This window comes from Binatus sp. (SeqCode) (genome assembly GCF_049584895.1).
Classification (GTDB): Bacteria; Desulfobacterota; Binatia; order Binatales; family Binataceae; genus Binatus.
Genome location: NZ_JBAUYR010000103.1, coordinates 1 through 13,239, shown reverse-complemented (window position 1 = coordinate 13,239; position 13,239 = coordinate 1). Strand labels below are relative to the sequence as shown.

At 60.2% G+C, this 13,239-nt stretch carries 13 protein-coding genes, 1 tRNA gene and 1 pseudogene; 9 read left to right on the top strand and 6 right to left on the bottom strand.

Annotated features, from left to right (window positions below; all coding sequences use genetic code 11):
* The first annotated feature begins 53 nt into the window (after positions 1–53).
* Positions 54–926 carry a DNA-methyltransferase gene (locus tag WB650_RS18505; RefSeq protein ID WP_423961531.1) on the top strand — a complete coding sequence of 291 codons (873 nt, stop codon included), beginning with the start codon at positions 54–56 and terminating at the stop codon, positions 924–926.
* Positions 927–1,085: 159 nt separating this feature from the next.
* On the opposite strand, the gene WB650_RS18500 is transcribed toward WB650_RS18505, so the two are convergent.
* Entirely contained in the window at positions 1,086–1,325 is a 240-nt protein-coding gene (locus WB650_RS18500) for a hypothetical protein (RefSeq protein WP_423961530.1), read from the bottom strand.
* Positions 1,326–1,571: 246 nt separating this feature from the next.
* Here WB650_RS18500 and WB650_RS18495 point away from each other — a divergent pair.
* From WB650_RS18495 to WB650_RS18475, 5 genes and pseudogenes are all read left to right on the top strand, one after another.
* Positions 1,572–1,697 (top strand): annotated as a pseudogene (locus WB650_RS18495) (helix-turn-helix domain-containing protein); the annotation flags it as partial.
* Between the two features lie 65 nt (positions 1,698–1,762).
* Complete coding sequence (locus tag WB650_RS18490; protein WP_423961528.1) at positions 1,763–3,121, top strand: DNA primase family protein; 1,359 nt, start codon at positions 1,763–1,765, stop codon at positions 3,119–3,121.
* Positions 3,121–3,429 carry a hypothetical protein gene (locus tag WB650_RS18485; RefSeq protein ID WP_423961527.1) on the top strand — a complete coding sequence of 103 codons (309 nt, stop codon included), beginning with the start codon at positions 3,121–3,123 and terminating at the stop codon, positions 3,427–3,429. Before WB650_RS18490 ends, WB650_RS18485 begins: the two co-directional genes overlap by 1 nt.
* A 32-nt stretch (positions 3,430–3,461) precedes the next feature.
* Entirely contained in the window at positions 3,462–3,740 is a 279-nt protein-coding gene (locus WB650_RS18480; protein WP_423961525.1) for a hypothetical protein, read from the top strand.
* Positions 3,737–4,885, top strand: a complete 1,149-nt coding sequence (locus WB650_RS18475; RefSeq protein ID WP_423961523.1) for a tyrosine-type recombinase/integrase — start codon at positions 3,737–3,739, stop codon at positions 4,883–4,885. The genes WB650_RS18480 and WB650_RS18475 overlap by 4 nt, the downstream gene beginning before the upstream one ends.
* 26 nt (positions 4,886–4,911) lie before the next feature.
* On the opposite strand, the gene WB650_RS18470 is transcribed toward WB650_RS18475, so the two are convergent.
* From WB650_RS18470 to WB650_RS18450, 5 genes are all read right to left on the bottom strand, one after another.
* Positions 4,912–4,987 (bottom strand) — tRNA-Phe (locus WB650_RS18470).
* An 83-nt stretch (positions 4,988–5,070) separates the two neighbouring features.
* Positions 5,071–6,054, bottom strand: coding sequence for a glutathione synthase (gshB, locus tag WB650_RS18465; RefSeq protein WP_422307303.1), 984 nt, complete (start codon positions 6,052–6,054; stop codon positions 5,071–5,073).
* Entirely contained in the window at positions 6,044–6,796 is a 753-nt protein-coding gene (locus WB650_RS18460) for an RsmE family RNA methyltransferase (RefSeq protein ID WP_423961520.1), read from the bottom strand. Before WB650_RS18460 ends, gshB begins: the two co-directional genes overlap by 11 nt.
* The gene (locus WB650_RS18455; RefSeq protein ID WP_422307307.1) at positions 6,796–7,704 is read right to left on the bottom strand and encodes a 50S ribosomal protein L11 methyltransferase; all 909 of its coding nucleotides are present in this window, start codon (positions 7,702–7,704) and stop codon (positions 6,796–6,798) included. The genes WB650_RS18460 and WB650_RS18455 overlap by 1 nt, the downstream gene beginning before the upstream one ends.
* Positions 7,705–7,724: 20 nt before the next feature.
* Positions 7,725–8,771, bottom strand: coding sequence for a bifunctional UDP-4-keto-pentose/UDP-xylose synthase (locus WB650_RS18450; protein ID WP_422307309.1), 1,047 nt, complete (start codon positions 8,769–8,771; stop codon positions 7,725–7,727).
* A 325-nt stretch (positions 8,772–9,096) separates the two neighbouring features.
* On the opposite strand from WB650_RS18450, the gene WB650_RS18445 reads away from it, so the two are divergent.
* From WB650_RS18445 to dnaG, 3 genes are all read left to right on the top strand, one after another.
* A complete protein-coding gene (locus WB650_RS18445) occupies positions 9,097–11,100 on the top strand; it encodes an NHL repeat-containing protein (RefSeq protein ID WP_422307311.1) in 2,004 nt (667 codons plus the stop codon).
* A 108-nt stretch (positions 11,101–11,208) separates the two neighbouring features.
* On the top strand, positions 11,209–11,910 hold the full coding sequence (locus WB650_RS18440; RefSeq protein ID WP_422307313.1) for a glycerophosphodiester phosphodiesterase: 702 nt from the start codon (positions 11,209–11,211) through the stop codon (positions 11,908–11,910).
* Positions 11,911–11,920: 10 nt separating this feature from the next.
* Positions 11,921–13,239, top strand: a 1,319-nt coding sequence (dnaG, locus tag WB650_RS18435; protein ID WP_423961518.1) for a DNA primase, incomplete at its 3' end; no start/stop codon positions are given.

The following is a 13,239-nucleotide window of genomic DNA, read 5'->3' as shown; positions in this document are numbered from 1 at the left end:
GTCAAACCCCATCAACCAGTTGACAGCAACCGCGCGCTGAATAGGATTGATCGGTGCTCATTCAGGGGGATGCCCGCCATATAGGGCTCAAAGATCGCAGCGTACAGACGTGCATAACGTCCCCACCCTACTGGGCGCAACGCAACTATGGCGTCGCTGGTCAACTCGGGCTCGAGCCGACGCCGGCGGAATACGTCGCCGCAATGGTCGAAGTGTTCCGCGAGGTGCGGCGCGTCCTGAAAGATAACGGAACGCTCTGGCTGGTCTTAGGCGACAGTTATTCGCACGCCGGCCGTGGTCACAGGGACGCGGAGCGCTGGCCTAAACAGGCGGGCAACGGCCACTTTCCCGGGCGCGTCAAACAGAATACCGGCGCCAAGCCCAAGGACTTACTGATGATGCCGGCGCGCGTCGCCCAGGCGTTAAGAGACGACGGCTGGTTTCTAAGATCAGACATCATTTGGCAGAAACGAAACCCATTCCCCGAAGACGTTCACGATCGGCCTGCGCGGTCTTATGAGCACCTGTTCTTGTTATCGAAGAGCGAGACCTATCACTACGACGCCCAAGCCATCATGGAACCGGCCGTGACGGGCGGCCTGCGGAACAAGCGTGACGTCTGGACCATAACGAGTGAACCTACCCGCGGCGTCCACTTGGCCGCCTATCCCAAGAAACTGATTGAGCCCTGCATCCTCGCTGGTTCGCGATCGGGGGATCTGGTTCTCGATCCTTTTATCGGTTCAGGAACAACCGCAACCGTGGCGCAGGTGTTAGGTAGGCGCTGGGTTGGGCTTGATCTCCATCCCGATCACCTGGCGGGCGTGAGGCGTGGAACATACGAGCGCGCTCGACTCGCTAGAAGGTTCACCTATGAAGAAATTCGCGAGATCATGGGGTGCGACGATTTGGCCGCATGCGCATAGCGGTTTGGCGCCACGAGCTGCATACCGTTTTCAAACCCCGCCTATGTTCAGCCCATGCCCCGATATTCCTTTTTGTTATCAAGTGGTTAGCGCCGAACCAAGGTTACGAAATCTTTGTGTCCGGCTTGTCGCAGCAATATGCGTGCCAAAAGAGCGGTTTTATCGGACTATCTTAGAGCCGCCAAGCTTCCGTATTTCTGCCGAGAGTTCGGTTAGCCTCTTGCTGATTGCATAGACAGCTTTGTCATTCTCGGCAAGAGCGGCGATGGCTGCCTTCCGGTTCTCTTGAACGTCCTCAGCAAGAGATTTCAGCTCGTCCTCTACCCATCTCCCGAATTCTTCTACGCTTTGCTTGAGGCGCGTTTGATCCGTGAAGTTAAATGAAGGTCTGCGCTTCATTTCGATTCCCTCTCCTTTGATTTTTACTGTCCGACCTGTCCGGGGTGTCCGGGGTTATCCCTATTTAAGTTTATTCTGGCCAACAAAACTTAAATAGAGGGAACCTCGGACACCACAGACACCGATGCCATTACGAAAAGTCCGCAGTGAAATTTTAGGCACGCGCCGACTCGTGCATAGTCGAGCGTATGAGTACGGAAAACACCGAATCCGGTCTTTTTCTTTCCCTGCCAAAAAGCCGCCGCTGAGATCGGCGTTGATGTGCGGACTGTCCGCACTGCGATCGCTGAAGGGCAACTTCCTGCCCGTCAAATCGGAAGGCGGTTGATGATTCCGCGCCGGGCGATCGAGAGATTGGCGGAAGCCGAATAGGACGGAGCTGTTGCCGGGTTGGCGCCCGTTGCAGTTTTCGAATCGTGGTGGGAGTGGGGGAGCGGATGAGCAGGAAGAATCTCGCGTTGGCGCCAGGCGTCATGAAGCCGAAGGCTCCGCACGTCGCGGAGGTCATTAAGGACGTTCCGGAGTATTTCGCGCAGGACGGATTCGAAACATGGGGCGCACGTCGGCTATGGAGATATCGCCGCGGAGTTTACCAGCCGCGCGGAGCCGAAACCGTTGCCAAATATACGAAGGCGATCTTGCGCGCCAATCATGTTCAGGACTCATGGTCTACGCGGCTAGCGTCCGAGACTGAAGAGTATCTGCGAACCGATGCTCCGGAACTGCCGAACGCACCATCGCTCGAGACGCTGAACGTCCTTAATGGTCTGGTTGACGTGCACACCGGGAAGCTACGCCCGCACGATCCGACGTTCCTGTCGACCGTTCAGCTTCCAGTGATCTACGTCAAGGATGCGAACTGCCCGGCTTGGGAGCGACAGATCAAAGAGACGTGGCCGGCGGACGCGGTGGAGGACGGGTTGCCCTGGGCGATCATCGCATATTTGATGCTGCCGATTACTGCTTTGCAGAAAGCGATCCTTCTACTCGGCGAGGCCGGGTCAGGTAAATCGGTTTTTCTCGCGTCACTGATCGCGTTCCTTGGTCTGGCGAATGTCTCAGCGGTCACGCTGCAAAAGTTAGAGGAAGACCGCTTCGCAGCGTCGATGCTGATCGGCAAGCTGGCAAACGTCTTTGCGGACCTCCCATCGCAGCATCTCGAAACGAGCGCGATCTTCAAGTCGATAACCGGCGGTGATCTTGTGCCGGCTGAATTCAAATTCCGAGACCAGTTTTCCTTCCGGCCGTTCGCTCGGTTGGTGTTCTCATCGAACCAACCGCCGATCAGTCGCGATGCGTCCGACGCCTTTTTCGAGCGATGGCTCGTCGTACCTTTCGAGAAAAAGTTCCGCGGGACGGAAGCGGAGCGTAATCGCGAAGAGCTTGATCGGGAGTTGTCATCGCCTTCCGAGTTAAGCGGAGTGCTCAACCGCGCGCTCGATGCGCTACCTGGTCTGCTCAAGAACGGGTTGCCCGAGCCCGAGAGCTGCCGGCGCGCGCACGAGGAATTCCGCACGGCGACGGATCCGTTTTCGGCCTGGTTGTCCCGCGAAGTGGTGACCGCTTCTGAGATCGAGATCGCGAAGGAGCAACTACATCAACACTTCAACGCGTACGCGCTGCGTCATGACCGGCAGCCGATGACGGCGACGATGTTCTCGCTGGCATTGAAGCGGCACTTGCGCGGAATCGGCGAGGGCAAAAGCACCATCAATGGGAAGCGCGCGCTCGTCTGGCGTGGTGTTGGATTGCGCCTGGTCACACCGGATGTTGATCAATCGGAGGATGCGGCGTGATGGAATCGATCGAGCTGTCATCGTGGGCCGAAACTGTTACCGCCGACAAAATCCCGATCGCGCTCGCGCAGCTCGCGGCCGTGCAAACGACGCTGACCGCACGACTCTTGAACGCGCCGGCTGAACGTCACGAAAGCGAAGACGTGAACTGGCTATCTGTCGACCAGGCCGCGGCAAAGCTCGGACGGTCGCCGCGATGGTTCTACCGGAACGCGAAGAGACTGCCATTCGTGAAGCGTCTGTCGCGCAAGGTGCTGTTGGTTTCAGAGCAAGGAATGGTCCGTTGGATTGCCGTTCAGCGGGCTTGACAACAAGCTGGTAAGCTGGCAATCTGACATGAATGAAAACTTCAAATAAAAAAACGGGAGCGCCGGTGCCGCCCAAGGGCCCACCGACACCACATAACGAAGCAATGACCGCGGGTACCAAAACCCCCACGCCTGACCGAATCCAACGCGCGGTGGATAGTATGACGATGCTGTCCGTTCGTCTTTCCCCGGACCTACTCAAGCGAGTCAAAATCCAGGCGATCCTCAGAGGATCGACGGTACAGGCAATCACGACGGCTGCCCTTGAAGCGTACGTCGTGGCGCTCGAAGCAGAGGTTAAAGCCCGATGAAAGCACGAGGCACCGGGTTGATTTTTCAGCCGACCTACAAAGACAGGAAAACTGGCGAGATCAAAACCTCAACCGTCTGGTACATCCAGTACAGCGTGCGCGGAAAGCGAATCCGCGAAAACTCAGAATCTCGCAATCAGGCCGTTGCCGCACGTCTGTTAAAGAAACGGATCGGCGAAGCCGCTGCCGGCAAACCAGTCGGGCCTGACGTCGAGAAGACGACGCTCGCCGATCTGAAAAGGATGATCGAGGATGAGTACACTGCGAACGGCCGGCGCTCGAGCGTAATCAAATCGCCGCTAGCGCATCTGGTCGCCTACTTCGGAAAAGATTGCCGCGCCTTCGAAATCACGACGGATCGCGTCACGGCCTATATAACGAAACGGCAAGCGGACGGCGCGGCGAACGCGACGATCAACCGGTCGCTCGCCGCTCTCAAGCGCGCATTTCGTCTCGCGGAGCGCGCCGGGCGAGTCGCAACACGCCCATATATCCCGATGCTGGAAGAAAACAATGCGCGCTCGGGCTTCCTGAGCCACGCGGAATTTCTCCGGCTTCATGACGCTCTGCCCGAGGATCTCCGCGATCCAGTTGCGTTTCTCTATCACTCGGGGTGGAGAGTCTCAGAAATGCGCGCGCTCGAATGGCGCGACGTTGATCTCGCGGGCGGAGTCGTCCGCCTACGTCCCGAAAAATCTAAGAGCAAGTCGGGCCGAACCCTGCCGCTCCGCGGTGAGCTTAAGGCAATCATTGAACGCGCGGATGCCCAGCGTTCGCCAGAATGCCCGAACGTATTCCGGCGTGATGACGGCGGCGCGATCGGGCTGTTCCGGAAGAGCTGGGCGACCGCCTGCGACACAGCGGGACTCGGAGCAATCCTTGTCCACGATCTGCGGCGAACGGCCGTGCGCAACCTCGTTCGCGCCGGCGTCCCGGAACACACCGCGATGGCAGTCACCGGCCACAAGACCGCGTCGATCTTCCGGCGCTATGACATCGTGACCGAGGATGATCTCGCCGTCGCGATGGATCGCGTTACTGAGCATCTCGCAGCGCAGCCGAAAAAGGCGGCGAATGTAGTGCCGCTAAAGAGGACTGCCCATGTTGAGCCCATGTCAGCCGATCAAAAGGCAGTTGGAGAATAAAAACTCTAAGATTTATCGGGCTTTTTTGGTGGGCAGGGAGTGAATCGAACACTCGACACAAGGATTTTCAGTCCTTTGCTCTACCGACTGAGCTACCTGCCCACCGTGATTGGACGCGTTCGCGCGATGCGATCAGGTGGAACCTACCATTCGTACCGGTGATTGCCGCGCCTTGCAACGGCTCCTCATCGCTTGAGCTCCGCCACGCGCGACTCGACGAAATCGATCACCTTGCCTTCCAGGTTGACGCCGTCGAGCCGGTCGATTTCCTGCACCCCTGTCGGGCTCGTCACGTTCACCTCGGTCAGGTAGTCGCCGATGATGTCGAGGCCTACGAAATAAAGTCCGTCGCGCTCGAGCCGCGGTTTCAGCATCCGGCAGATGTCGCGATCGCGTGCGGTGATCGGCGCCTTCACGCAATTGCCGCCGACGTGGATGTTCCCGCGATGCTCGTCGTCACGCGGCACCCGCAGCATGCATCCCACCGGCTCGCCGTTCAGCACGATCAGCCGCTTGTCGCCCTTGCGAGCCTCGGGTAGATAGCGTTGCGCCATGATGAGCCGCGTCTCGAACTGCGTTACCGTTTCCAGAATCGCGCCCAGGTTCCGATCCTTGGAGGTCGCGAGAAACACGCCCTCGCCGCCGTGTCCGTCGAGCGGCTTCACGATCATCTCGCCGCCCTGTTCGACAAGGAAGGCCTTGAGCCTTGGAATTTCGTAGGTCACGAGCGTCGGCGGAATCGCGTCGGGGAAATTCAGCGAGTAGAGCTTTTCGTTGGCCTCGCGCAGACCGGCGGGATTGTTCAGCACGAATGTTTGTCGTTCGTCGGCCAGGCTGAGCAGCATCGTCGCGTAAAGATAGGCCGCATCGGCGGGCGGATCCTTGCGCATGAAGACCGCGTCGAAATGTTCGATCGGATACTCGATGCCGTCATCGAGAAACTTGTAGTGAGGATTTCCGCGTCGCGTCAGCTCGCATTGCCGCGCGCGCGCGAAGACCTGCTTGCCGCGCGCGTACAAGTCGCGCAGCCCGAGAAAATATATTTCGTGCCCGCGGAATTGCGCCTCGAGCATGAATACGAACGTCGTGTCCTTGTCGACCAGTACCCGATCGAGCGGGTCCATGATGAAGGCGAATTTGGATTCCCCCCTCTTTTTTCTATTCGGCATCTTCGCTTGACCACCCCTGCCCATCGTGAAGCATCCCCTGTGCTATGCTAACGGCTCCTAGAGCCGCTGTCTCGCTCCTGAGGCGATTCGGTCCGAGTCCGGTCGCGACGAATCCGGCGTTCGCGAGTTTCGCGCGTTCGGCGTCGTCGAAATCGCCCTCAGGTCCGACCGCTATCAATATCGCACGCGGATGCACGCGTCGAATTACCTCGCCGAGCGGCTTTCCGCCTTGCGCGCATATAATCGCCAGCGTTGCGGGACGGACGCCGCGAATCAAGTCGTCGATGGCGACCGGCGCATGCACTTCCATCGCGACGGCAGAATGGCTCTGCTTGGCGGCGGAGAGTGCGAGCCGGGCCCATCGCGCGAGGCGCTCTGCGCCCGGGGAGCGGACCAATCCGCGCGCACAAACAAGAGGCCATAGCTCCGAGGCGCCCAACTCGGCCGCCTTCTCGACGAGGAAGTCCATCCGCGGGCCTTTGATGATCGCGGCGGCGAGGATGATTTGAGGTCGAGCGGGCAAGGGCGATGATGATTGGACGCGGATCACAGCGCGGTCGCGTTCGTAACGCTCGATCACGCCGTGATGCTCCGTGCCTGCCGGGTCGAGCAGCGACACGCGCGCGTCGACGCCCAATCGCAGGACGGTGCGCATGTGGCGCAACTCCGCGCCTTCGATGTGGACGAGGCCGGACGCGTCCGGCGCGCGTGCAATCGCGAAGCGCGGCGGCGACGATGGCATCAGCGTGGCGCTCGCGCCATCACGAGCGTGGTCCATCCGCGATGCGTCTTGCGGCTGAGACATCGGAGGGGCGAGCGGTAGTGGCTCAGCACTTCGTCGGCTTCGTCGGCAAGAAAGCCGCCGAGGATCAGTCGTCCACCGGGCGCCACGATTCGTTTCAGATGCGGGGCGAGTTCGATCAACGTGCCGCTCAGGATATTCGCCACGATCAAATCGAAGTGGCGATGAATCGAAGCGAGCGGCACCGGCGAGAATCGGATCGATTTCTCGACGGCATTCAGGCGGGCGTTGGCGCGGGCGTTTTCCAGGGCAGTCGGATCGATATCGATGGCGACCATTTCGGCGGCGCGGTGACCCAGCAGCGCGGCGGCGATAGCCAGGACGCCGGAGCCCGTGCCGGCATCGAGAACAGACTTCGGCGCGTGCGCGATGACGATAGATTCCAGCGCGCGCAGAGCGCCGGCCGTAGTGGGATGGTGTCCGGTGCCGAACGCTTGCGCCGGCTGGACTACGATGGTGGTGCGTCCGGGCTCGCTCACGCGCTTCCACGGCGGGACGATCAGGATTCGACGGCCGACGCGAAACGGGCCGAAGCGTTTCATCCAGAGAGTGGACCATCCGGGATCTACGATTCTTCGCGCGCCCTCGACGGCCGCGCCGTCCGCGAGCATCCCGGCCTGCTCGAGCGAGAGTTTCAGGCGCGACAGTTCATTTGCGGAAATTGCGTCGAAGTAGGCTTCCAGCGCGACGGTTTTTTGCTCGCGTGCGCGGGGTAGTTTCATCCCGGCAACGGCGCATCCGATGGCGCCGGCTGCGACGAGGATGCCCGCCGCTTCATCCGCGAGATGCGCGTGCGTGCGGAAGATCGCCCGCGTATAACTTCGCCTGGATGCCGATGCGCGTCGCATGGTGATCGGCCCGCACTCGCTCAGGTCATTGTCAGGTCGCGGGCGGCGGCGACGTGGTCGCGGTAGGCGTCGAAGATGTGCCGCAGCGCTTCCGGCATCGAAACCGACGGCGCCCAGTCGAGATCGGCTTTGGTGTTCTCGATCTTTGGAACGCGGTTCTGGACGTCCTGGTAGCCATTTCCGTAGTAGGCTTCCGAAGTGGCCGGTATCAGTTTCACCTTCGCGGCGTTCTCGCGGTATTCGTCGTATTCGGCGGCCAGCGCCAGCATCATCTCGGCCAGCTCGCGGATCGAAAAATTATTGACCGGGTTGCCGATATTGTAGATCTGGCGCGTGGCGCGGCCGGCAGGATTCTCGATGATGCGCATCAGCGCCGCGATGCCGTCGTCCACGTAAGTGAACGCGCGCTTCTGCTTGCCCCCATCGACGAGCTTGATCGGTTCCCCGCGCACGATGTGACCGAGGAACTGGGTGATGACGCGGCTCGAACCTTCCTTGGCCGTGTAGATGCTGTCGAGCCCCGAGCCGATCCAATTGAACGGGCGGAACAGAGTGTAGTCGAGGCCTTCGCTCATCCCATAGGCGTGGATAACGCGGTCCATCAATTGTTTCGAGCAGGCGTAGATCCAGCGCGGCTTGTTGATCGGTCCGTAAACCAGCTCGGATTCATCCGCGTCGAATTCGGGGTCGCGGCACATGCCGTACACTTCGCTGGTCGAGGGGAACAGGATGCGCTTCTTGTGCTTTACGCATTGGCGCACGATCGGCAGGTTGGCCTCGAAGTCCAGCTCGAACACCCGCAGCGGTTCCTGCACGTAGGTGGCGGGAGTCGCGATCGCCACCAGCGGGAGGATCACGTCGCATTTGCGCACGTGGTACTCGATCCATTCCTTGTTGATGGTGATGTCGCCTTCGAAGAAGTGGAAGCGTGGATTCTCGAGCCATTCACTGACGCGGTCGGTGCTCATGTCCATGCCATAGACCTGCCAATCGGTTGTCTCGATAATCCGTTTGGTCAGGTGATGGCCGATGAAGCCGTTGACGCCAAGGATGAGGATTTTTTTCACAGATAGTGACCGCTCATTTTTGATTCAGTACTCGGCCGCCGCCCGCCGCATGGACTTGGTAGCGCGGGCCGCCGTGCCCGCGATTTTTCCATGCAGAAGTTTGGCATCCGCGCCGATTACTTTCGAGGGGGTGATTCGCGGAGCAAAAATGGCTTGGAAGGCCGAAGCGGGAGGGTAGTGGGTCAGTTTGTCAAACTGACCCAATACCTATCCGGAATCCGTTGGACTCTAGCGGGGGCAGGTTTGGACAGTCAAAGTGGTAGCTTCGGGTCACTTTGAGTTGACGGACACAATTTGCTGAACGGCATATCGGGGGAAAGGATTGGTGAAGGTATTAACGGGGGGAGTGCGGCTCGGTGCGATCGCGATGTTTTGGGTGGCGGCGTTACCGATTGCCTGCCTTTCTGGTTTTTCGGGCCGCGCCTATCGCGCGGAGCTCGGCCCGGCGGTGTTTGTTACGGACCGTTGCTCCTATGCAGTGACGGCTTATTCCGCGGCGAGCAACGGCGATGTCTCCCCGCTGACTCCGGCGCCTACCGGTCTTTCCATACCGCAATTTGTGGCCGTTGACGCGAGTGGGAACATTTACGCCACCAACACCTGTGACGGCGGCACCGTTACCGTCTACGCTCCGGGGAGCAACGGCGATGCTGCTCCCATCGCCGTCATCGGCGGAAGTAACACCGGCCTGATCTATCCGCAAGGCATAGCGATCGATTCCAGCGGCAAGATCTACGTTGCCGACCTGCTCGGCCGCAGCGTGTTGGTCTATCCGCAACTGGGAAACAGCCCCGGGGCGCTTAACGAATCCCCAATCACTGCCATCAGCGGAAGCAGCACGGGGCTGAAACATCCAGAGGGCATCGCAGTCGATTCCAAAGGCAACATTTACGTAGCGGACGGCGGCAACTCCAGCGCCTCCCCACCGATTCCGGCCAGCGTGTTTGTTTATGCGGCGGGGAGCAGCGGCAACGTCGCCCCCATAGCCACTATCAGCGGGATCAAAAGCGGGTTGAATTCGCCATACGGCATCGCGCTCGATTCCAGCGGCAACATCTACGTATGCGACATCGGCCTCGAGACTGGCATCGCGAGCGTGTTTATTTACCCGCCGCTGGGAAGCAGCACCGGACTGCTCAACGAGTCTCCCACCGCCACCATCAGCGGGAACAACACTCTCCTCGGCTTCCCGTGGGGCATCGCGCTGGATTCCAGCCGCAACATCTATGTGGCCAGCAACTCGGGCGGAGTGACAGTCTATTCGCCGGTGGGAAACAGCACCGGATTACTCAACGAGGTCCCGATTGCCACTATCGAAGGGAGCAATACCGGGCTGGATGGTCCGAACGGAGTTGCGGTAGATTCCAGCGGCAAAATCTATCTGGTGGACGGGGACGCTGACAGCGTGTTTGTCTATCCTCGGGGGAGCAACGGTAACGTCGCTCCCGTCGCCACCATCAACACGAGTGTGCTCACCGGCCTGGGCGACGCAACTGGCATGGCACTGGATTCCAGCGGCAACATCTATCTGTCGGAACGCGGCAACCTCTACTACCCGTGTTGCCCGCCGCCCAGCGTGCTCGTATATCCGGCGGGGAGTAATGGCAACGCAGCCCCCATCGCCACCATCAGCGGGCGAAAGACCGGCCTCAAACACCCAGACGCGATCGCGATAGATTCCGTCGGCAAAATCTATGTGGCGGACGCGCGGAAAGTGTTGGTCTATCGGGCGGGGAGCGATGGCGACGCCGCTCCCATTGCGGTGATCGGCCTGATCAAAAATGGCAAGCAAGGCTCAGACGGGATCGCAGTGGATTCCAGCGGCAACATCTATGTGGCGGAGCCGGGCAACGTCTTGTATGGGGGCCACATACTTCCAAAAGTGTATGTCTATGCGGCGCTGGCAAACCGCCGCGGAAGGCGTAACGAGCATCCGGTCGCCACCATCACGGGGAGCAACACCGGCCTGATCTACATCGACGGCATCGCGGTGGATTCCAGCGCCAACATCTATGTGACGCAGTGGTACCCCGTCGCCAACGTGCTCGTCTATCCGGCGGTGGGAAGTAGCACAGGTCGCCTCGACGAATCTCCCATCGCCACCATCAGCGGGCCGGACACCGACCTGGGCTTTCCATTGGCGATCGCGCTGGACTCCAATGGCAATATCTACGTGGTCGACATCGACGGCTTCGGGAACGGCACCGCGGCCGTGTTTGTCTATCCGCCCGGGAGCAATGGCGACGTCGCGCCAGCCAGTATCATAAGTGGTCCTCAAACAGAACTGGGTTTCCCTCTGTTTGTCGCCATCCAGCCTCTGGGAAAATGACCCTCGATTGTTGACAGTTACGCCGGACGGGTTTGCGCGTGCGCTCGATGAGCGCGTAGAGTTGATCATTATCAGTTTTCTATTCTTCCATCGTGGTGGAGGCGGGCTGTGCTGAACATAGCCCATCGCGGGGCGAGCGGTACTTTTCCCGAGAACACCCTGAGCGCTTTTCGCGCCGCTATCGACGCGGGGGTGGATATGTGCGAGCTCGACGTTCAGCTCACGCGCGACGGTGCCGTTGTCGTGATTCATGATGAGACCGTCGAGCGCACGACTGATGGCACCGGCGAAGTTGCGGAGTTGACGCTCGAGGAGCTCAAGCGGCTCGACGCCGGCGCGAAGTTCAAGGGTGGAATAATCAAGGGCGAGCGGATCCCGACGCTCGACGAAGTTTTTTCAGTGACCAGTGGCAAGTGCGGGCTGAATATCGAGCTCAAAGCCGGCGGGCTCGAGCATCAGGTTGCGCAGATCATGCAGGCGCGCGACGCGTTCGGCGACAGTATCGTCTCGAGCTTCGACTGGGACTATCTTAAAAAAATTCAGCAGATCCATTTTAATATTCGCATCGCTTTGCTCGCCGACGAAAAGCCGGTTGACCTGATGATAAACGCGGTTGCGATGCGGGCGCATTCGATCAATCCGCGCTGGGACATGGTCACGGCAGACTTGTGCAAGGCGGCGCATGAGCGCGGGCTCAAGGTCTACACCTGGACGGTGGACGCGGACGCTCGCATGCGCGCGCTTATCGAATGTGGGGTTGACGGTATCATGACGAACTTCCCCGAGCGTTTGCGGACAGTGATAAAGTGATGGGCGGCTGATGGGACGTTTCGGCGACGACAAAATCGAGGAAGTCCGCTCGCGCGCCGATATCGTCGAGATTGTCGGCGCGCACGTGCGGCTACGTCGCGCGGGGCGAAATTTCGTCGGCCTGTGCCCGTTCCATAATGAGAAGACGCCGTCGTTCTCGGTGAACGCCGAGCGCGGATTTTTCCATTGCTTCGGATGCGGCGTCGGCGGCAGCGTTTTCAATTTCATTACGCGGGTCGAGGGGCTCACCTTTCCGGAGGCAGTCCGGTCGCTCGCGAAAAAATACGGCGTGACTCTGCCCGAGCACGATGTAGCGGGGCCGGCCGCGGGCGAACGCGAAGCGATGCTCAAGGCGAGCGAGGTCGCGGCGGAATTTTTCGCACACGTGCTGTGGAACACGACTGACGGAGCGATGGCGCGCGACTACCTGAAGTCGCGTGGGATCAGCGTCGAGACGGCGCGTGCGTTCATGATTGGCTACGCACCGAGCCGGCCCGCGTCGCTGGCGAAGGCGCTAGAAAAGCGCGGGCTGCGCGAGGCGGGCGTCAAAGTCGGGCTGATCAGGAAAGACGGCAACGTCGCAATCGGCGCCGAGACTTACGACATGTTTCGCGGGCGCGTGATGTTCCCGATTCGCGACGCTCAAGGGCGCGCGATCGCATTCGGGGGCCGGGTGCTGGACGCGCGGCTCCCCAAGTACATCAACTCTCCCGAATCGCCGCTGTATTCGAAGACGCGCACGCTCTACGGGCTGTTCGAAGCGCGGCAGGCGATTTCGTCGAGCGCGTCATCAGGAAAGGATCGCGCGATTCTGGTCGAAGGATATTTCGACGTGATTGCGCTGTGGCAGGCCGGCTTCAAGGAAGCGGTCGCGGGATGCGGCACGGCGCTGACGGTCGAGCAGCTTCGCGTGTTGAGCCGATACACGAAGAATGTGATCGCATGCTTCGACGGCGACGCGGCGGGGCGGAAAGCGTCGATGCGGGCGCTCGAGATTTTCCTGCAGGCCGGGCTGCTGGGGCGCGGGATCTTCATCCCGTCGGGATTCGATCCGGACACGTTCGTTCGCGAACGCGGTGCGGCCGCGTTCGCGGATCTGACGGAAAAATCCGAACTGCTGGTCGATTATTTCATTCGAGATCAGGCCGAAAAGGTCGGTGGTCCGACTGCAGCGCTTGAGAAGAGAGTTCAAGCGGCCAAACTCGTCGCCGAAAAGCTGCGGCTGATCAGCGATGAAATTCAATTCAACCTGATCGTTCGAAAGACCGAGGGGTTGTTGGGCATCGGCGAGGAAGTGCTGCGCAAGGAGGCGCGCGGACCGGGACGGTC